At 63.5% G+C, this 20435-nt stretch carries 17 protein-coding genes; 7 read left to right on the forward strand and 10 right to left on the reverse strand.

Annotated elements, in window-relative coordinates; translation table 11 throughout:
- Nucleotides 1-172: 172 nt before the first annotated feature.
- Nucleotides 173-1501: a DUF2254 domain-containing protein gene (locus LC531_RS00660; RefSeq protein WP_223648397.1), complete on the reverse strand. Its 1329-nt coding sequence runs from the start codon at nt 1499-1501 to the stop codon at nt 173-175.
- Between the two features lie 99 nt (nt 1502-1600).
- Here LC531_RS00660 and LC531_RS00665 point away from each other — a divergent pair, with 99 nt between their 5' ends.
- Nucleotides 1601-3040: an amidohydrolase family protein gene (locus LC531_RS00665; protein ID WP_223648398.1), complete on the forward strand. Its 1440-nt coding sequence runs from the start codon at nt 1601-1603 to the stop codon at nt 3038-3040.
- A gap of 32 nt (nt 3041-3072) precedes the next feature.
- Here the strand turns inward: LC531_RS00665 and LC531_RS00670 are convergent, their stop codons facing one another.
- The 3 genes from LC531_RS00670 to LC531_RS00680 all read right to left on the reverse strand — a co-directional run bounded on the left by LC531_RS00670 (nt 3073) and on the right by LC531_RS00680 (nt 6284).
- Entirely contained in the window at nt 3073-4137 is a 1065-nt protein-coding gene (locus tag LC531_RS00670; protein WP_223648399.1) for a fatty acid desaturase family protein, read from the reverse strand.
- Between the two features lie 254 nt (nt 4138-4391).
- Nucleotides 4392-5396 (reverse strand): Brp/Blh family beta-carotene 15,15'-dioxygenase, encoded by a 1005-nt coding sequence (locus LC531_RS00675; RefSeq protein WP_223648400.1) that lies wholly within the window; start codon nt 5394-5396, stop codon nt 4392-4394.
- Between the two features lie 93 nt (nt 5397-5489).
- Entirely contained in the window at nt 5490-6284 is a 795-nt protein-coding gene (locus LC531_RS00680; protein ID WP_223648401.1) for a bacteriorhodopsin-like, read from the reverse strand.
- Between the two features lie 219 nt (nt 6285-6503).
- Here LC531_RS00680 and LC531_RS00685 point away from each other — a divergent pair, with 219 nt between their 5' ends.
- Both LC531_RS00685 and LC531_RS00690 read left to right on the forward strand, forming a co-directional pair.
- Nucleotides 6504-7775 (forward strand): TPM domain-containing protein, encoded by a 1272-nt coding sequence (locus LC531_RS00685; protein WP_223648402.1) that lies wholly within the window; start codon nt 6504-6506, stop codon nt 7773-7775.
- Between the two features lie 167 nt (nt 7776-7942).
- Entirely contained in the window at nt 7943-9217 is a 1275-nt protein-coding gene (locus tag LC531_RS00690) for a M48 family metallopeptidase (protein WP_223648403.1), read from the forward strand.
- Nucleotides 9218-9260: 43 nt separating this feature from the next.
- Here LC531_RS00690 and LC531_RS00695 read toward each other — a convergent pair whose 3' ends face one another.
- The 3 genes from LC531_RS00695 to LC531_RS00705 form a co-directional block, all read right to left on the reverse strand.
- Nucleotides 9261-10934, reverse strand: coding sequence for an MFS transporter (locus tag LC531_RS00695; RefSeq protein WP_223648404.1), 1674 nt, complete (start codon nt 10932-10934; stop codon nt 9261-9263).
- 183 nt (nt 10935-11117) lie between these two features.
- A complete protein-coding gene (locus tag LC531_RS00700) occupies nt 11118-12086 on the reverse strand; it encodes a T9SS type A sorting domain-containing protein (protein WP_223648405.1) in 969 nt (322 codons plus the stop codon).
- Between the two features lie 109 nt (nt 12087-12195).
- Entirely contained in the window at nt 12196-13326 is a 1131-nt protein-coding gene (locus tag LC531_RS00705; RefSeq protein ID WP_223648406.1) for an esterase/lipase family protein, read from the reverse strand.
- Between the two features lie 238 nt (nt 13327-13564).
- Here LC531_RS00705 and LC531_RS00710 point away from each other — a divergent pair, with 238 nt between their 5' ends.
- Entirely contained in the window at nt 13565-13942 is a 378-nt protein-coding gene (locus LC531_RS00710) for a hypothetical protein (RefSeq protein WP_223648407.1), read from the forward strand.
- Between the two features lie 69 nt (nt 13943-14011).
- Here the strand turns inward: LC531_RS00710 and LC531_RS00715 are convergent, their stop codons facing one another.
- Nucleotides 14012-14644, reverse strand: a complete 633-nt coding sequence (locus tag LC531_RS00715) for a flavin reductase family protein (RefSeq protein WP_223648408.1) — start codon at nt 14642-14644, stop codon at nt 14012-14014.
- A gap of 167 nt (nt 14645-14811) precedes the next feature.
- Here LC531_RS00715 and LC531_RS00720 point away from each other — a divergent pair, with 167 nt between their 5' ends.
- Nucleotides 14812-15285, forward strand: a complete 474-nt coding sequence (locus tag LC531_RS00720) for a hypothetical protein (protein WP_223648409.1) — start codon at nt 14812-14814, stop codon at nt 15283-15285.
- Nucleotides 15286-15301: 16 nt separating this feature from the next.
- Here the strand turns inward: LC531_RS00720 and LC531_RS00725 are convergent, their stop codons facing one another.
- Both LC531_RS00725 and LC531_RS00730 read right to left on the reverse strand, forming a co-directional pair.
- Nucleotides 15302-16678 (reverse strand): POT family MFS transporter, encoded by a 1377-nt coding sequence (locus LC531_RS00725; RefSeq protein WP_223648410.1) that lies wholly within the window; start codon nt 16676-16678, stop codon nt 15302-15304.
- Between the two features lie 127 nt (nt 16679-16805).
- On the reverse strand, nt 16806-17210 hold the full coding sequence (locus LC531_RS00730; RefSeq protein WP_223648411.1) for a DoxX family membrane protein: 405 nt from the start codon (nt 17208-17210) through the stop codon (nt 16806-16808).
- 186 nt (nt 17211-17396) lie between these two features.
- Between LC531_RS00730 and LC531_RS00735 the strand changes: the two genes are divergently transcribed.
- Nucleotides 17397-18992, forward strand: coding sequence for a PQQ-dependent sugar dehydrogenase (locus tag LC531_RS00735; protein WP_223648412.1), 1596 nt, complete (start codon nt 17397-17399; stop codon nt 18990-18992).
- Between the two features lie 466 nt (nt 18993-19458).
- Complete coding sequence (locus LC531_RS00740) at nt 19459-20412, forward strand: MBL fold metallo-hydrolase (RefSeq protein WP_223648413.1); 954 nt, start codon at nt 19459-19461, stop codon at nt 20410-20412.
- Nucleotides 20413-20435 lie beyond the last annotated feature (23 nt).

Raw genomic sequence — 20435 nt, forward strand, 5'->3', positions numbered from 1 at the left:
TGAACCGTAGGCAAGAAGTAAGTAGCAGTAGAATAACGCCAAGCCAAAAAAAGCTGTTGCTCTCGCGTGAGCCACAATTTTTTTTAGCAACGAAACAGCTTGCGGGCCGCTTCGGGTAGGCCTCGCCCGGTGCGGCCGCTAGCCCGGCAGTTCTCGACAAGGGGAAGCTCGGCTACGCTTTTTCGTCGGCCAGCAGCGCTTCTACTTCGGTAGCCCGCACGCGCACCTGGCTGCGCTCGTAGTCGGTGGCGAGGGTGCGGTCGGCGGCCTCGCGGATGTAACTGACTTGCAGGCTTAACGTGAGGCGGCGGTCGGTGGCGCGGATGCGGGCGGCAGCCGTGCCGATAGCCGCTAGCAGGCGCAGGTACACGGCCACGTTGGCCTCGCCCGACACCCGTACCTGATTAAAGGCCGTGGCCACGTAGTCGGCGAAGGAGGGCTGTAAGGCTACCACGCGCACCCGGCCGTCGTCGTCGGCGCGCAGGGCGCTGCCGAAGTGGCTGCCGGCCAGCTGCGCCAGCAGCGTACCCAGATAGTCGATGCAGATGACTGAGGTAGTAGTGTCGTTGATGCCCGGCGAGAGCGCCTTGAGGGCGATATCCACGATTTGGCGCAGCCCAAAGCCCACGTCCTGCTCCACCGAGCGCTGGCTACCCAGGCTGAACTGCTCGTTTAGGTCGTCCGTCAGGTCTCTGGTGAGGGGTAGGGGGCCGCCCGTGTAGTGCGCCACCGACACCAGCGCCGCCCCGCGCGCCACGAAGCTGCCAATGCCGCGCTCCATGCGCACCACGCCGGACAGGTCGCGGGCCAGGGCCAGCAGGCCCTGGGTATCGACGCTCTGCACGTAGCCGTTCTGAGTTGCCGGCACGGGCACCCAGACCAGGTTATCGGCCTGGGTGCCCGTGCCAATATCGTCGGCGTCATCGCCCAGCTGCTTCGGAAACAGCCGCGCAATGGCCCGCTCCGTTTCGCGCGTCACTTCCCGCACAATGTTGGCCGCCTGAATAGACGAGGCCATGTGGTGAATGAAAAATACCAGTATCCCGATGCTTACCACCGCCAGCACCAGGCCACCCGTCACGGCCAGCGACGGGATGAAATTACCCTCGTCGCTGCCGCGAATCGTGCGCAGCACGAATAGGCAATACACGAAAATGCTGACGAAAAAGCCCAGCACCACCTGGTTGGTGCGGCTGCGCATAAAGTTGCGCAGCACCCGCGGCGTGTACTGGCTCGATACCTGAGCCAACGTGCTCAGGGTGAGCGAGAAAATAAGGGCCGCCACCGTCATCATGGAGCCCGCGATGGCCGTGAGCACGCCGCGCGCGCCATCGGCCCCCGCGCCAAAAAGCAGGGGGTAGTCGCTCACCCACTTGTGCCCGATGCGCAGGTCGAGGATAACCAGGCCGTAGGCTAGCCCCAGGGCCACGATAACCATAATTGTGGGCACAAACCACAGGCTGGAATTGAGATTGCGCCAGAGCGTGCGGAGTTTATGCATGCCCTGCCTTACTGTTGCGCTTGGCCGCGGGTTGTGTTGGGGGTAGGGCGCGTGGCCCCGCCTACCTTTAGCCTCCGGCTGACCTCTTCCCTTTTCAATATGAAACTCACGCGCCTTTTGCTTGGCTTGTCCGTGGCCGCGCTGCTGATGGACTTCGGCCACCGCCCTACCCCCTTGCTAACATACGACCTGGTTATCAAGCATGTGAGCGTGGTAGACGTGGCCACCGGCCGGCTACTACCCGGCCAAGCAGTGGCCGTGACGGGCGGTAAAATCATGCGGGTCGGCCCCGAAAACCAGACGCATTATCAGGCCCGCCAAACGCTGGACGGTACCGGCCGCTTCCTGCTGCCCGGCCTCTGGGACATGCACGTGCACTTCCGGGGCGGTGATAGCCTGGCGGCGGCCAATAAAAAGAGCCTGACCCTATACCTGGCCCACGGCATCACCACGGTGCGCGACTGCGGCGGCGACCTCACGCCCTACATTTTCAAGTGGCGGCAGGAGGAAGCGGCCGGCACGCTGGCCGGCCCGCGCCTCTTCACCTCAGGCCCCAAAATCGACGGTCCCGGTGCCACCTGGCCCGGCTCGCTCGAAGTAGTGAAGCCCGCCGACGTGAGCCGCGCCCTTGACTCGCTGCAAAAGCTGAAGGTGGACTTTGTGAAGATTTACGACAGCAAAATCTCGGGCCCTGCTTACCTCGAAACCATCAGCCAAGCCGAAAAAAGGGGTCTGAAAACCACCGGCCACATGCCGTACTCGGTGACCTTGGCCGAGGCCATAAACCGCGGCCTCGATGGCACCGAGCATTTATACTACGTCTTCAAAGCCTGCTCCAGTAAGGAGGACAGCCTCACGGCGCTGGTGCGCAACAGCCTCACTGCCAGCAAGCCGCTGGGGTTATTTGCGATGCTGCCGGCCGTGTACGATACCTACAGCCCGGCCGCCGCGCAGCGCATTTTCCGGCTCATGGCTAGCCACCACACGGTGGCCGTGCCCACGCTGGCCATCGGCAAAATCCTGGCCGAGCTAACCCCCGACAACCACGCCCATGACACCCTTCTGGCCTACATCGACCCTAAAATTCAGCGCACCTACGCCAAACGCCTGGCCAGCGCCCGCACGCAGTCGCCGGCCGGCCGTACCTTTACCGAGAAGCTCGAAACCAAGTTTATGAGCCTCGTGCCGCTGATGCAGGCGGCCGGCGTCACGGTGCTGGCCGGCTCCGACAGCGGGGCGTTCAACTCGTTTACCTACCCTGGTGCCTCGCTGCAAGATGAGTTGGTGCTGCTGGTGCAGGTCGGCCTCACGCCCGCCCAGGCCCTGCGCGCCGCCACGCTCAGCGGGGCCACGTTTATGGGCGTGGCCGACCGCAGCGGCAGCATCGCCGAAGGCAAAGATGCCGACCTAGTACTGCTGAGCGCCAACCCGCTGGCCGATATTCACAACACTCGAAAAATCGTGGCCGTAGTGTCGCGCGGCAAGGTTTACTCGCACGCCGAGCTGGGCAAGATGCTGGCCGCGATTAAGAACAAGTAGCGCGGACTTTGCGAGTCCGCGCGTAGAACGACCTACGCGCGGCCCATCTGGCGCAGAAAGGCCACGTGCGAGGCCACGGCCGAGCGCATTTTGGGGTATTCCTGGTAGGGTAGGCCAAACTCGGCGCACGTTTCCCGGATGATTTTGCTCAGCTTGGGGTAGTGCACGTGCGAGATTTTAGGGAATAAATGGTGCTCAACCTGAAAATTGAGCCCGCCTACCAGCCAGCTAATCAGGCGGTTGTCGGTGGCAAAGTTGGCGGTAGTGCGCAGCTGGTGAATGGCCCACTCGTCCTCCAGCTTGCGGGTGGTGGCGTGGGGCACCGGGAAGGCCGTTTGCTCCACGGTGTGCGCCAACTGAAACACGATGCTGAGCACGAAGCCCGCCACCGCGCCCGTGAGCAGGAAGCCCGCCAGCCAGCCGGCCCAGCCCACCGTGTAGATGGGCAGCGCCACGTACAGCCCCAGGTTCAGCACCTTAAAGCCCCAAAAAATGAAGTGGTCATTGGTGCTCATCGGCTTGAGGGCCACGCTGCCAATGCGCCGGCTGAAGTACTTCTGGTAGTCCGTAAACAGCACCCAGGAGATGAAGAGCAGGCAGTAGAAAAAGCCGAAATACAGGTGCTGAAAGCGGTGTGCGCGGTGGCGCGGCTGGTCGGGCGTGAGGCGCATCCAGGGCCGGATATCGAGGTCGTCATCCACGCCGTCGATGTTGGTATACATGTGGTGCACGGTATTGTGCTTGGCATCCCACATGTAGCTGCTACCCCCTAATACGTTGAGGGTGAAGGCCGCCGACTTGTTCAGCCAGCCGTAGCGGCTAAAGCTGCCGTGCGCGCCGTCGTGCATCACGTTGAAGCCAATGAGGGCCAGCACGGTGCCCATCAGCACGCACTCGGCCAGCGCCCAGGGCCGCGGGGGCGTGAAAAAAATCAGGTGCACGTACAGCGCCAGTAGGCTGCCCAGCAGCAGCAGCGCCTTGCCCAGCAGCGCGCCGTTGCCGGTCTGCGCCTTGCCCGTGGTGGTGAAGTAATCAGCCGTGCGGCGCTTGAGTTCGGCGTGGAACGAGCGCGGGGGCGCAAATCTTGGCAAAAGCATAAATCGGTAGAAAACCAGCTGGTTAGCCGCCGCGAAGCGGACCGCCGGAACGGGGCCGCATCGCCCATCGGCAGCTACAGCAAGCTTCTGCACGCTGCACAAGCCAAACGAGGGGGTAGGGAACCTGCGCTGCGCAAGTTCCCTACCCCCTCGCAAAAGTACAACCCCGGTTAGGGTGGATAAGTGCAGTTTCCGGGCATCTGGCAGGTTAGCGGCGGCCCGCCACCTACCCGCCGCTGCCGGCCAGCCGTGCGTTAATTCGTGCCTTGGCCAAGGGCACCGCGCCAGCGCGCGGCATCCATTACGGTGGTTACGAGCAGGGCGTGGGGTAGCGTCACTATTGAGGCTACCACCAGCGCCAAACTAAACCAGGTATTAGCATCGGGTCGGTGGGCGGCCGCCAGGTAGCCCAGCGCCAGCAGGGCCACGCAACTCAGCAGCAGCAGCGGGGCCGCCCGGCGCAAAAAAAACACCAGCCGCGGCAGTAGCGCCGGGCCTGGGGCGGCCGGGGTGTAGCCCAGCCAGCCCGTGAGGCGCAGCACATGCTGCAGACTATGCCAAAATACAAAGTACACGCCTACCGATAGCCGGGGCGGCAACGCCACAAACAATCCCGTGAGCAGCAGCACCTCCAGCGCCTCGGTGAGCAGCCCGGCTCCACGCCGGTACCAGGCATACCACAGCCACAGGCTCAGATGCCCACCCAGCGTGAGTCCGGCCAGCACGTGGGCCCCAGTGGTAAAAGTGGTGGTGCCCAGCGGCGCGGCCCCCATAAACGTGAGTAGATTGTTGACTACCCCGGCCGTTTCGGCGGGCCAGCACCAGGCGGGTACCGCAAATATCAATAGGCCGCGCAACACGCTGTGCGCCAGCCACAGGCCCAGCGGAGCAGGGTTCGGACCGGGTGCGTCGGCCGAGCCCCAGTGCCATACTGTGAGCACCAGAAAAATGCCGACCGCCGGGGCCGGCCAGCGCCACCACAGTACGCCCACCACGCCAGCCAGGCCCAGGTAGCCTCCCAAAAAGCCGAGCCAGTAGCGCCAGCCGCTGCCCGCCCGCCCAGCGGCCGGAACCACCAACTGGTCACAGGCCCCGTGTGCCACGCCCAGCAGCACCATGCCCACCGCCAGCGGCAGGCTCAGCAGCCGCCCGGCCGCCGCCGGAAAAGCTGCGCCCAGCCCCGCCAGCGCGAGCACCGCGGCGTAGGAGTAGCGCCGCTGGGGCCAGCTGGAAGCAAAATCAGGGTCGGTGGCGAACATGGCAAAATGGTTGAAAACCAAAACAGGCCGTTGCCCGGCAAAAAAGCGGTGCAACGGCCTGTCGAAAGGGGCCGCGTGGGAGCGGCCAGTAGCTTAGACCATAACCTTTTCTCTGGCCCCAGCCCCCACGTCTTGCTGCGGGTGAGCCTGCACCACCGACTCGCTACGGGCAATGCTGTACACAACTAGGCCAAAACCGATTTTATTAACGGCGTCGCCGAGGTTATATATCAGGTCAAGGCTGCTCGACTTCAGTAGGTTGAGGCCGTCGGGCCCGAGCAGGCCACCGGGCATGGCCATGTAGCCAATGGGGTAAATTGCCCAGCCAGCAAAAATAAACCAAGATAAGTAGCGCACTCCTTTTTGCACGGCCACTGAGTCGGACTTAGCCGCCAGCTGCGCAATTTCACCGTACCAGGCCGAATACAGAATGTAGAGGTAGCCCAGCGTAGACAGCGCCCCCCACAGGTTCGAGTGGGTTTTGGAACCATCAGTGAAGGCCTCGCCGATGTAGCCGCACACAAGCATGAACACGGCCGCGATGACGAGCTTCCAAAGCAGACCGATTTTAGCGCCGGCAGACCGTACCAACAGATAAAATTCTATCACCATCAGCGGCACAGTCAGTGTCCAGTCGATGTAACGTAGAGCCACGGGGGTTTGATGGGTACTAAGGTAGTAGTCGCGCATGTAATAATAATGCACGGCGGCGATACCGGTAATCATTCCCGAAATCAAAAGGGAAGTTTTCCACTTATCGGCCACGGTGCTGCGCTCAAACAGAAAAAACACCGACGCGGCTGCCATTGCCATGTAGCCCGTGAAGAAAGTAAACGCAACTGGGTCATCAACCGGGATGCGCATGACGTCAAGTAGGATGGTCTGCATGGGTAGGAAAATTAGAGGGTGAGGTACGTTTTATAAATAAGCAACTGATAGTTAATGTTTTTCATGAGTATCAAATAAGTGCCTTTTTTTGATAAAATTTTAGGTGAGGGCAGCTGAAAAGAGGGCTGATAGCGGCCCAGCCCGGCTCAACCGGGGCAGCCGCCGGGCCGGGCGGGCCGTAGAAGGCGAATGCACTCATTCACTTTTCCCCGTTCCGCCATGAATCGCTTTGTGTTTCTGTTGCTTTGGGTTGGGGTCTGCCTGCACGGGCCCGTTGCGGCCCAGTCGGCCAATGGACTGCCCGCCCGCCCGGTGCCCTTCACCTTTGTTACTGACCAAGGCAACCTGCTGAGCGCCGGCGACGCCAAAAAGCTCGATGGCGGCCTGCGCAGCTACGCCGAGAAAACCGGTACCCAGGTCGTCGTCGTGACGGTGCCCAGCCTGGGCGGCCGCTCGGCCGCCGACTACGCCCGCGCGCTGGGCACCGCCTGGGGGGTAGGCCAGCGCGGCAAAAACAACGGCGTGGTGGTGCTGCTCAGTGCCCAGGACCACAAGGTGTCCATTCAGCCCGGCGCGGGCCTGGCCCGCGTGATTACGCCCGCCGTAACCAGCCGCGTTATCGGCGAAATGACTCCCGAGTTCAAGCAGGGTAACTACTTTGCCGGCCTGCGTGCCGGCCTCAACCGCCTGCTGGTGACGGCTAACCCCGGCTCGGCACCGGGCCAAGGAACGACCAGCGCCGCCACCACTACGGGTGCAGCCGGGGCCGCAGGCAGCAGCCTGAGCGACAACAATGCCATGCCGGACCCTGCTACCCCCGCCGCTACCCTCACCGAGCCGGCCGGGGCCATTCAATCCGAAACCGCCCCGGCACCCGTTTCGCCGGGTATTGGGATGGGCGCGCTGCTCATCGGGGCGCTGGTCATTGGCGGCATCCTGTTTTTCATTATTCGGATGTTTCGGAGCAAGAGCGCAGCCTCGAACAACGGCGGCACACCCAGTTTTTACCCCAACGCGAATGCGAATGCCCAGCCCAATCAGCCCACCTTCTACCCTAATCAAAATGGCCCAACGCCCGGCAACTACCCCAACCAGGGCGGTAACACCAGCGGCGGCAGCGGGATGGGCGGCATTTTGGCTACGGGCGCGGCGGCGGCGGCCGGGGCCTACCTCGGCAACCGCCTGGGCGGCAGCCACGACTCGGGTAGCAGCGCTCCGCAGCAGTTTGGCAACAACACTAACAACAACAGTGGCCTGGGTGCCGGCGCAGCGGCGGCCGGTACGGGCGCGGCTGGCGACTATTTTTCGGGCCGCGGCGGCAGTAGCGCCAGCAGCAACGACGATAAAGCACCCGACTATTTCTCGGGCAATGAGTCGAGTAATTCGGGTGACTATTTCTCCTCCGATAATTCGTCGTACGACGACACTTCGTCGGGCGATACGGGCGGCGGCGGCTTCGACAGCACCGACGACAACAGCGGCTCGTGGTAGCGCCGCTGGCGCGTAGCAATCAGGACCGATAAACAAGCAGCCGTCCGGTTTCGGGCGGCTGCTCGTGCGTGAGGGCAGCTGTTGGGCAAAATTGGTAAACTGCCTGAAAACCTGGTAGCTTGCGACGCGCGGCCCGGTGGCCGGCTTCACTTCTACCTCCTCTGGCGATGCTTCATAAGCTACTGTTCCTATTGGTTTTGCTCCTCAGCACGCTGGCCGCGCCGGCCGCCCAGCCTGCGCTGGCCAGCGCGGCCCCTACCCCCCCGCCGGCGTTTAACGTGGAGGCCGCCACCCGGCACTACCTCGACACCCTCACGCCGGCCCAAAAGGCTAAGTCGGACGCCTACTTTGAGGGTGGCTACTGGCTGCAGCTCTGGGGCGTGGTGTACGCGCTGGCCGTGGCCGGCGTGTTTCTGGGCCTGGGCCTGTCGCGCCGGCTGCGAGCCCTGGCCGAGCGCCTACCCCAGCGCTGGCTGCGCACCCTGGCCTACGCCGCGCTGTACCTGCTGGCGTCGTTCGTGCTCACCCTGCCGCTCACGATTTACGAAGGCTTCGTGCGCGAGCACCAGTATGGCTTGTCGAACCTGACGTTCGGGGCCTGGGCGGGCGAAACGCTCACGGGTCTGGCGCTATCAGTGGTGTTTGGCAGCCTCGTGGTACTGGCGCTGTATGCCGCCATTCGGCGCACCGGGGCCAGCTGGTGGGCCTGGGGTACGGCGCTGATGGCCGGGTTTCTGGTAATCAGCGTGGCCCTGGGGCCGGTGTTTATCAGCCCGCTGTTCAACAAATACACGGCCCTGCCCCCCGGCCCGGTGCGCGACGGCATCTTGCGCATGGCCCGCGCCAACGGCGTGCCGGCCGACAACGTGTATTACTTCGACGCCTCCAAGCAGAGCAAGCGCATCAGCGCCAACGTGAGCGGCCTGGGCAGTACCATCCGCGTCTCGCTCAACGATAACTTGCTGAACCGCAGTACGCCGGCCGAAATTCAGGCCGTGATGGGCCACGAGCTGGGTCACTACGTGCTCAATCACATTGTGAAAATGCTGGTCTTCTTTATCGTGCTGCTGGGCCTCGGGTTCAAGCTCGTGGACTGGGCCTTCCGGCGGCTGGTGGCGCGCTACGGGCCGCAGTGGGGCATTGCCGGGCTGGCCGACGTGGGCGGCCTACCCCTGCTGGTGGCGCTGTTTACGGTGGCTGGCTTGCTGGCCACGCCCATCACCAACACCATTATTCGCACCAATGAGCAGGAGGCTGATATGTTTGGCCTGAACGCCGCGCGCCAGCCCGACGGCTTCGCCAGCATCGCCATCAAGCTTTCCGAATACCGCAAGCTGGAGCCTACCCCCCTCGAAGAAGTCATCTTCTTCGACCATCCCAGCGGGCGCACGCGGGTGCAGTCGGCCATGCGCTGGAAAGCGGAGAACCTGGGCAACCGCTAGCGCAGTGGGTAAGTATGAGGTTGACCAACCTATTTATAACTACCTACTGCGCGCTGCCCGCCACTTGCAGCGGCGGAACGGCCACCTCCACGTTGGGCGTGCGCGGGAAGGCCAGAAAGTGCGTCACGCGCGGCGGCTCATCGCCCTGGTGGAAGCGCCGCACCTCGGCCTCCACCTGCTGGTCGTCGCGGGTGAAGCGGTGGTGCTGGCGCTCGTGCTCGGCCCAGGTGGCCACGTAAAAAAACTCGGTGAGCCGCCGCGGCTGGCTCACGTCGGTGAACACACCGGCCCGCAGGGCGCCGTCGCGCAGGCGCAGGCGCGTGAGCTGCCGCGCCGCCACCTGAAAGGCCGGGTGGTCGGCCGGGTCCACGTCGTAGTCTATCATCACTATTACGGGGCCGTCTTCGGCCTCAATGGGCTCTTCGGCGAGGGGTAGGCGGTCGCTCCAGGGCTCGGCGGGCGAGAAGTCGAGGCCCTCGGGCTCGTGCATGGGGAAGGGCAGCGCCAGCGCCAGGCTGGCCAGCAGCCAGCCGGCCGCAATAAGCAGCGCCAGCGTGAGGGTAGTGCGGTCGGCCAGCTCGCCCCACACGACGCTGCCCAGCGTCATGCCGGCCTGAAACACGAGCATGTAGATGCTCACCGCCCGCGCCTGCACCCACTTAGGCACGTGCAGCTGCACGCTGGTGCTGAAGCTGGTCATGACGATGAGCCAGGCCATGCCCGTCAGAAACATCACCGGAAAGAGCCAGTACTCGCTGGTAACTAGCGCCATGCTCAGGTTGGTGCCCACGAAGACAAACGAGCCCAGCAGCACCCGGCGGTTGAGGTTGAAGCGGTAGCCGATGCGCCCGATGAGCAGCGCGCCCGTGACGGCCCCGGCCCCGAGCCACGACAGCATCACGGCGTAGGAGCCCGACTGCAGGTGCAGCCGCCGCGCCACCACCACGCTCAGCAGCGCCCACAAGGTGCTGGCCCCAAACGCGAAGGCGAACGTGCGCACCAGCACCGCCACCAGCGGCGGCGAGTACTGCACGTAGCGAATGCCCGCCCGCAGCGCGCCCGAAAAGTTTTCGGCTGGCCCGCCCTCGCTCTGCGCCTCGCGCCGCCACCGGTACACCACCGCCCAGGTGCCCAGAAACGACAAGCCATTCAACATAAATACCCAGCCCGGCGAGTAGTAAGCGATGATAAGCCCGCCCAGCGCCGGCCCGATGGCGCGGGCAATATTGTTGCTGACCCCGTTGAGCGTAATGGCAAACGGCAGCACCGGCCGCGGCACCAGCTCGGTGGTCACCGTTTGCCAGATGGGGCCGTTCAGGGCCGAGCCCATGCCCAGCAAAAACGTGAAGCCCAGCACGTCAATCGCCCGAATGGGCCCGATGAACGTGTGCGGCCCCGCCAGTGTAAACGCGCCCAGCGCCAGCGCCACCGCCGCCATAAAGCCCTGCGTAAACAGCAGCAGCTTGCGTCGGTCGATGAGGTCGCCGATGGCCCCGGCCGGCATACTCAGCAAAAAGGCGGGCAGGCTGGTCGCCGTTTGCATGAGTGCCACCAGCAGGGCCGAGGTGGTGAGGGTCGTCACGAGCCACACGCCGGCCACGTTCTGCATCCAGGTACCCACGTTGCTCACGAGCGAGGCAATCCAGATGGCCCGAAAAATATGATAGGCAAACGGGGTGCGCAGGTCGGGCCGGGCCTCAGCAGGGGTAGGGCTCATGTAGTACTAGGGCAATAAATAATGGATACTGCAAGAACGGTCCTGCTCATCTGGCGTACCGGAGGAAGTATCTCGCTCGCGTAGCTAACTCCAATGAGTAGGGTTAGTTGCGCGGACAAGATGCTTCTTTTGGTATGCCAGGTGAGCAGGACTGTTCTTTCACATTCCCCTACTACCCACTCCCTATTGCACCACCAGCTGGCGGGTTATCAGGCCTTTCGGCGAGTCGAGGCGCAATTGATAGATGCCCGTGCGCAGGCCACTTAAATCCAGCTCGCGGGTGGAGCTGGGCACGGCCAGCGCGGGCTGCCGCGCCACTACCTGGCCCAGCATATCGAATACCGTGTAGGCGGCCGAGGCCAGCGCTGGCTCGGCGGCCGCCAGCTGGAAGCGGCCCGCCGGGGCGGGGTTAGGCGCTACCGTGAGCTGCGCCTGCGTGCCGGCATCGGCCCGCGTGGCCAGCACGCCGCCCCCGCTCAGCGAAATATCATCCACCAGCAGCGTCGAGCCGGCTTTGACATTAGTTGGGAAGTTACTGCCAATATGCTGGCTATAACCCGACGCGAATATGATGTGGATGGAGTCGGGCACAGTGCTATTATTAGGGTCGTAGGTGATGGGAAGACTAACGGTGACATACGTGGCAGAAGCTGCCAGATACTGCCCGCCTATTCCGGCCACAACGGGCTTGCCGTTGCTCGAGCTGCTGAGGTACACCAGCGCGAGTGCTGAGTCTGCATCTGCCCCACTAAATTTGTAGGAGAACTGCATTTGGGTAGGCCGCTTGTTGTAGCCAGTACCGCCGACGGGGATGCCCAGAAAATTATACTTTCCGGCTTGAGCGCCCAGTACCAGTAGGCCCGGTACCAGCGCCGTGCTATTATTGGTCAAGGGCACGCTGGTAGTGGTTAGCTTGGCGGCATAGTTGCCGCTGTGCGCGTCTGTGGATTTGGTGACGGCCCCTATGTCAAAAGTGCCGGTTGGCTTATTATAATAATAGGCATATACATCATCCGTGTTCAGCCAGCCGGTGGGGGCCTCCACGCTATCGCGGGTAACCCAGGTTTCGAAGCCAGCGTTGGTAATCGTCTGCGCGGCGGCGGTGCGGGCCAGCAAAGCCAGCGTGCAAAGAAAGTAAAGTAGTGATTTCATAAAAATAATGACTGTAAAAATCCAACCGGCTACCCCCCGCGGGCAACTCCCTACCCGGCTAGACGCGCTTGGCTGCTAAAAGTTTAGCTTGGGCCCAACTTCATGCGGCCTACATCCACTGCTGCAGGTATTGGTACACCGCCGGGTGGTGCAGCAGCCCGCTATGGTGCTGCCCGGCAAAGCGCGCCGTGCGCACGGCGGTGCCAGGCGGCAACGCTGTTTCGTCGGCCAGCTCGGTAGCCCGGCCGCTGGTTGCCCCCACCAGGCCATCGCCAAAATACTCGCGCAGCACCTGCGGGCGGCTGGCGCGCAGCCACTCGCCCACCAGCACGTGGTAGCGCACGCCGGGCAGCAGCGGCACCGGCGTGCGGGGCCGGGGTAGGGCCGGGTCGTCGGGCTGCTGCCAGTCTTCGTCCACCAGCAGCGACTCGCCCAGGTCCTTGATGCCATTGGAGCGCCGCGCAATGGCCTCGCTCACAAACCGCGTGGGCATCAGGTTGATGCGCTTCAGCAGGCGCTCTACCAGCCGGCCGTTTTGCTCCAGGTACGAGCCCTCGTGCGGCACGCCCAGTAGAAATACCGTGCGCAAGTGCGCCAGCCAAGGCGCTTTTTCAGTTAGTAGGGAACAGTTACCAGGTATCGGTTTTTTGGGTCTTCCGCGCGGTTTAGGCACCTGCTCATTGCTAACTGACAACTGCTTGCTGATAATCGAAGAAGCGTAATACCCCGCCGAGCGGATGAGCAGGCCGCCCATGCTGTGGCCCACGAGCACCAGCTCGCCCACGGCGTGGGGGTAGGCCGCCACCAGCTCCGTAAGCAGCTGGCTCAGGGCGCGGCCATTTTCGGAGATGTGCAGGCCCGAATTGTAGCGCACGTAGAGCGGGCGGCAGCCCCGCTCGGCGGCCAGGCGCGGCCCGTAGCGCAGCGGCCCGGCGGGCGCATCCTGAAAGCCGGTTTGCCAGATAAGCTCGTCGCCCATCAGCCCGTGCACGAACACCACCGTTTTTTGGTGCAGCGTGCTCAGGCCCAACTCGGCCACGGCCACGTCGCGGCCCCCGCGCCGAAAGCTCAGGGCAATGGCGCGCGGGTCGTGGCGCGCGGCCAGCTGGTCGCCGAGCGCGCCGTTGAGCACGGGCTCGAAAAAATGCTGGTGCGCCCGCCCCGCCCGGTACAGCAGCGCAGCCCCGCGCGCGGGCAGCAGCGCCGTGCGCGCCAGGGCAGTGAGGGTGCGGCGAAGCATAAGGGTGGGATGGGGGGTAGGCGGGTGCGCGGCAAGCTTTAGCCTGCCGGTTATCAAATTAAAGAGTAAGCAACGCGCTGCGGCGGTTGGAAGCTATTTATGAGGTTTGTTTTTAAGCTGGCAAGCTAAAGCTTACCGCACATTCTCCCTACCCCCTTCTTAAAACCCAACGGCCACCTTGCGAGTAAAAACGGCGGGCGGGCTGCATCTTTGCACCAGTAAACTACCTGCTTTTCGAATGAAAGTTTCTTTTCGCCCCGCCCTGGCCCTGCTGCTGGGCAGCGTAGCTACCCTGCTCACGGCCTGCGACTACAATTATAGCCCCGGCAAAAACCCGCAGGAGCGCACCGGCTTCAGCAATCCGCCCGGCTACACCAACGCCGATGCGAACGCCGACAGCGTCAACAACCGCCAAATCGTGACTACGCCCATTGGCGTCGGCTCGGCCCAAGCGCTCAAGCACGCCACGGTCAACGAGCAGCTCAATTCAGCCCCGGCTGGCAATAACACCACTTCGCCCCAAACGGCAAGCGGCAAAATGGGTTCGATAGACCAGAATATGACCCCGCCCAAAACTCCGACTTCGGGTAAAAACAGCAATACGGGTAGTATGTAGCTTGTAGCTGTTGGCCGCGTTCGATGAAAAAAACGAACAGCCAACAGCTATAACCCACTAGCTAGCAGCTCACGCTATAGGCTGCGGAAACTGCCCCGGCCGGGCATAGCCGTAGCGCACGGGCGGCAGCACCTGATGGTAGCCATCGAGGCCCGAAATGGCGGCCGTGGCGGCGGCGGCCAGGTCCAGGGTGCCGTCGGGACGCAGGGCCTCGGGGCGCAGGTACACGTGCTCGACGGTACCCACCAGCAGCACCGTGCCGTTGAAAATAGCGTGCTCTTCCTTTAGCCGCAGCCCGATGCTGAGCGGACTCTCGGCCACGTAGGGTGCCGGAAAATCATCCCGAAAAACAGCCGTGAAGCCGCAGGCCTCAAACTCCGACTCATCCTCAAAATTGGCCGACGTGTAGTGGGCCTGGGCCGCCAGCGGCAGTGGCACGTGGTTCAGGGTGTAGGCACCGCCGTTGTCCTTGATATTCTGGTAGGTATGGCGCGGCACGGTGGTAGGGCGCGTTACCATGCCCAGCACCGCCGGGTCGGAGCCCAGGTGTAGCACCGAGCTGAAAATGGCGAGGTTGGTGCGGCCATCGGGCGCGGCCGTGCCCACGAGGTTGGCCGGCTTGTAGCCCGGCAGGCCATTCACGAAATTAAGGCGGTAAACTTTTTCAAAAGCCGTAATGTCGGCGGCGGTGATGTGCTGCATGGGGAGTAGGATGCGGGCAGGTTAAAGTAGTAAGCCTACGACCTAGCAGCGCTTGTAAATGTTCAGTCTGCTCACGAAGTGGCACTTCTCTTTTACAGCAAGGATTCTTGCTGGAGTTAGTGTTGGATGGTCATTAGTACGACGTTATTCCAACTATTTTCGAGGTAATGAACTGCTCTTGTACTAGCTACCCTGCTCTTAAGCTCACGCGCGCTAGCATCAACAAGCGAATAAGCGAATCCCGTGCGCTTGCTAAGAAGCTGCTGGTGCTTGCTGAACAGGATGTCTCGAAACTGAAATTGTGGCAATGCCCACACTGTTCCCACTATTGGCAGACTGGTCGTGAGTGGAATTTTAGCAACAAAGAATACCTATTTCAGGTACCAGCCATTGAAATAAAAGATTGGTTGAGCGAACCCTATACCCAGCCGGCTACTTGGCTGATTTATAGCGCCATGATGGCTGATTACGAGGCTCGCAACACATTCGAGGCAAGCAATAAACCATGCCGGGTCGAAAACTGTGCGCAACCCGCTATCAAAATGAGTGGCGTTTGTAAAAGCCATCATATTGAGCAGCTTCAGCGTTTCAATATTTTGCCCAAGCGCCCCAGTGGCCGGCCCTGGGGGGAATACCCATAGCCATTTTGCTAGCTGTCTACTCCGCCAATGGCTCCAGTGAGAGGGGTAGGGGACCAACATACGTTTTCTGGGTGAGCCGCGTCGCCACCAGGATAAACAACGTGAAGTTCACGGCCATCAAGCCCACGAAAAACCAGTAGTAATTCGCGCCCTGAAACCGGGCAAAAAAGCCGCCCCGCACAATGCTGGCGTTCATCAGGGCCAGGAAATAATTGCCGCCCGCAATGGTGAGCAGCCACAGCGAAGTCGTCAGGCTCTTGAGGGCCGGCGGCGCGTGGGTGTAGGCGAATTCGAGGCCCGTGACGGCCACCATGAGCGTGCCGCCAGCCACCACGAAGTAGGCCAGTACCTGCCACCACACCGAGGGGCTACCCCCCCCATCGAGGCCGTGCTGCACGCCCGCGATAATGCCCACGGCCAGCGCCACCAGCACCATCCCGAGTCCCATGCGTCGCAGCGGCGTGGCCCGGATGCCGCGCCGCGCCAGCGCCGGGTAAATGCGGTAGGTCAGCAGCGGATTGAGCCCGATGCCGAACACGATACCCAGAATCTGCAGCTGCTCGGGTAGCGGCGCGTAGCCGGGCCACAGGTGGCGGTCGAGGTGCGCCGCTTGCAGCACCCACTCCGACTCGCTCTGGTTGTAAAGCGCCCACAGCACCGGGATGAACAGGAAAATGACGCCCACCCGGCGCAGCGCGGCGCGGCTTTCGCCCGGCCCCAGCGCGTGGCGCAGGCCGGCGCGCAAGCCGGTGGGCGGCACCCGCACGTAGTGCCGCCGCCCCCGCCAGAACGTGAATGCCGCCGCCCCCATCAGTAGCCCCGGCACGCCGAAGGCCCAGGCCGCGCCAGCGTAGGCATACAGCTCCGGGATGAGCGCCGTAGACACCGCCGCTCCCGCATCAATGGCCAGCTGAAACCAGCCGTAAGCCTTCGGTAGCAGGTGGGCATTTTGCTGGTCGAACTGGTCGCCGAGGTTGGCCGTTACGCTCGATTTAATGCCGCCCATGCCAATGGCAATCACAATGAGCCCCGCCCGAAAGCCCGCCAAATCCTCGGTGTAGGCCGCCAGCAGCGCGTGGCCCAGGCAATAAAACAACGACAGCCACAGGATAACGCGGTACTTGCCCAGCACCCAGTCGGCTAGCAGCGCGCCCACCACCGGCAGCGCGTAGCCCAGCGCCGCGAACGAGTGCACGAAGTCATTGGCCCGCGCCTCGGCCGCCGCCGTGAGCGCCGCGCTGTGCGTGGGGTTGAAAAACTGCGCCACCAGAAATGTGGGCAGAATGGCTCGCATCCCATAGTAGCTGAAGCGCTCGGCTACCTCGTTGCCGATAATGAAGGGCACCGCCCGCGGAAAGCGCGCGGCTTCGGCCGGTAGGGGAGGGGTAGGCACTTTCGTCAATGAACAGTGAGCAATTATCAGTGAGCAAGTAGCAGAAGATTTTGGTAATTAACCAAAAGGAACAGCTTGCTCAGCTGGCGTTTACAACGCAAAGTATCTCTGCCACACGTGTAACTACTCAGGTGGCCGCTACCGGGTCGAGGCACAGGCGGTTGCGCTGCAAATGCAGCACCAGCGTAATGATATAGAGGCCGTAGAGTAGCTGGTCGCCCACCAGGCTCCACTTTTCCAGCAGGCTGCTGCCGAAGACCAGGCTCATTAGCACCAGCATGGCGGCTACCAGCGCCGGGCGCGTCCACAGCCCCAGCAGTAGCAGCAGGCCGATGCTGCCTTCGGCGAAGGGTAGGGCGTGGGCGTAGGCGCTGACCAGGGCCGGGGGCAGCGGCGCGGTGGCAAATTCCTTCTCGATGCCGGCGCTGAACGCGGCCAGCTTGGGTAGGCGCACCAGCCCGTGCAGCAGGAAGTTGAGGCCCAGCAGCAGCCGACCCAACACGAAGGCCAGCTCAAAGTTGTTGAGGTTCATAAGCAGTTGCGAAATGGTCAGGCTTACGCGGGCCGGGGCCGGGAGTTGGGGCGCAGCCGGGGGGTAGGGTAAGCTTTAGCTTGCCGTAGCTAACTTTAGCTCAGCTTCATGCGGCCCGCGCACTGCCACGCGGCCTGCCTGATTTGCCCCGCGAAACCGTCTGGCTGTTTTTGCTTTCTTTTCTCCATGAAAACTACTTCCTACCCTACCTTTTGCCACTTGGTGCTGGCAGCCGGCCTCGGCCTGGCGCTGGCCGGGCCCGCCCGCGCCCAGCTGCCCGCGCCAGCCACGGTAACCCTCACGGTGCCGGCCACGCTGGCTGGCGCGCCCTTCGACGTGCCGCGCACGCTGCGGGTGCCGGCCGGCTTTGCCATTGCGGTGTACGCGCGGGTGCCGGGGGCGCGGTTTCTGGCGATGACGCCCGATGGTAATCTGCTGGTGTCGCAGCCGGGGGCGGGTAAGGTGGCGCTGGTGCGGCCGGGTAGCGCGGGCGGGCCGCCGGTGGTGACCGACTTTGTGGCCGGCCTGCGCCAGCCGCACGATATGGTCTTTCACACCATTGGGAGCACTACTTATTTGTATTTGAGTGAAAGCAACCAGATAAACCGCTACGTGTATCAGGCTGGCGACCTCACGGGCCAAGGCCGCCAGGTTATAATTACCGGCTTGCCCGATGCCAGCACGCCCGAATTGCAGGGTGCCTACGCCCACGCGCTCAAGAATATAGCCCTCGACGGCAACGATAAGCTCTACGTCAGCGTCGCCTCCAGCTGCAACGCCTGCCTCTCCGACACGCAGAGCGACCCGGTGCGCGGGGCCATTTACCAATATGAGGCCGATGGCAGCAACCGCCGGCTCTTTGCCCGCGGCCTGCGCAATGCCGAGGGCCTGGCCTTCGTGCCCGGCACCAACACGCTGTGGGTGGCGGTGAACAACCGCGATAACACGCCCTACCCCCTCAACGACGGCACGGGCAAATACGGCCAGGTGCTGCCGGAGTACGTGGACAACCACCCGCCCGACGAGTTTACGCAGGTGAACGACGGGGCCAACTACGGCTGGCCATTCTTCAACCCCAACCCCGACACGGACTCGGGCTGGGACAACATGCCCTTCGACCGCGACTACGACTGGAACCGCGACGGCCACGTGGCCGCGGCCGCCATGACGCGCATCAGCAAAGGGATTCCGGCGCACTCGGCGGCGCTGGGCCTCACGTTTTTGCAGGGCACGGCCTTTCCGGCGGCGTATAAGCAGGCGGCCGTTATCGCCCTGCACGGCTCTTGGAACCGCACCGCGCCCGCCGGCTACAAGGTGGTTTATTTTCCCTGGAACCCGACCACCCAAGCGCCCGGCGCGCAGCAGGACCTGGTGGCGGGCTTCAGCGGCCCCACCGTTGGTAGCGCCTGGGGCCGGCCCGTCGATACGGCCGTGGACCCACAAGGTGGCCTGTTGATTTCGGATGACCAGAGCGGCACCATCTACCGGCTGAGCGCCCCGGCCGCGCCGCTGGCCACTACCCCCGCCGCGGCCGCCGCACTGGCCCGCCTCTACCCCAACCCGGTCGGTACCAGTCTCGCTACCCTCGACCTGACCGGCCTACCCCCCGGCAATTACACCATCACGGTATTCGACCTGCTGGGCCGGGCAGTGCTGCCGGCGCGGGCGGTAGGCGGCGGCAGCACTGCCGCCCTAGCCCTGGGCACGCTGAGCCGGGGTACCTACCTGGTGCGGGTGCAGGGCGCGCAATTCAGCCAAGTGCTGCGGCTCACGCGGGAGTAGCGGAGCAACCGATTGCGCGATTTCGGCGGCAACGCAGTTGGGTGCGGGGCTCGCCCCCGCCCATCGTTGAGCATCTCGGGTGAGATTCGGGCAACGACTGCCCAAAAAGAGGAGTGAGTTGGGGTCCGACCCTACTGCACTCCACTTTTTAGGAGGTCAGTTGCCTGAAAAGCGAAGTCAACTCCCTAAAAAGAGAGCTCAACTCCCCAAAAAGCGAACCCGAGTGCTTATAAAGTGAACCCGAGTGCCTAAAAAGGGGAGTGAGTTGGGGTCGGACCCCAACTCACTCCCCTTTTTAGGCACTCAGGCCGGAGAAGCAGGCTGGGGGGGTAGGGTGAGCTAGCTTGCTGCGGCGCGCGACTTTTCAGCCGGCAAGCCGGGGTGCGTCGCTGTTCTCGGCTAACTGCCGTATGCTACTTTCTTTCCTGCTTAATTCGCATAAGCTGAAGCTTGTGCCACGCTGCTTATGACTTCCAACCACGCCTCGCGGGCCAGTACGCCCGCTTTTATGGCCGTTGCGCCCGGCCTGCACGTGCTGCGCGACGTGTTCGTGAATCTCTACTACGCCGCCGCCGACCCGGCGCAGCCCGCTGGCGATTGGGTGCTGGTTGATGCCGGCCTGGCGGGCTCGGCCGAAAAAATCAGGCGGCACGCCGCAGAAGCGTTCGGCCCTACCCCCCCAGTGGCCATCTTGTTGACGCACGGCCACTTCGACCACGCCGGGGGCCTGGCCGGACTGCTCGAAACCTGGCCCGACGTGCCCGTGTATGCCCACCCGCTGGAGCTGCCCTACCTCACCGGCCGCTCGGCCTACCCCCCGGCCGACCCCACGGTGGGCGGGGGTCTCATGGCCTGGAGTTCGTTTCTCTACCCCCGGCAGCCCTACGACTTCGGCGCGCGGGTGCAACCGCTGCCCACCGACCACACTGTGCCCGGCCTGCCCGGCTGGCGCTGGCTGCCTACCCCCGGCCACACGCCCGGCCACGTGTCGTTCTTCCGCAACGCGGATAAGGTGCTCGTGGCCGGCGATGCTTTCACGACGGTCGTGGGCGAGTCGGCGCTGGCTACCCTCACTCAAAAACAGCAGGTGCACGGCCCGCCCGCCTACTTCACCCCCGACTGGGACGCGGCCCGCCGCTCGGTGGCCGCCCTGCTGGCCCTTGCGCCCGAAGTGGCCGCCACCGGCCACGGCATTGCCATGCACGGCGAGGCGCTGCGCCAGCAGCTGGCCGACCTGGCGACGCATTTCAACGCCGAAGCCCGGCCCAAAATCGGGCGCTATGCCCACGAGCCCGCCGTGGCCGATGCTAGCGGCGTGCGCTCGGTGCCGCCCCCGCTGGTAAATCCCTGGCTCAAAGCGCTGGCCGTGGCCGGCGCGGTGGTTGGGTTAGTGGCACTGCTGCGGAAAAAGCAGGGGTAGGGAATAGTGTAGAACTCACGCAA

Origin of the sequence: Hymenobacter psoromatis (assembly GCF_020012125.1) — a bacterium.
Taxonomy (GTDB): domain Bacteria; phylum Bacteroidota; class Bacteroidia; order Cytophagales; family Hymenobacteraceae; genus Hymenobacter; species Hymenobacter psoromatis.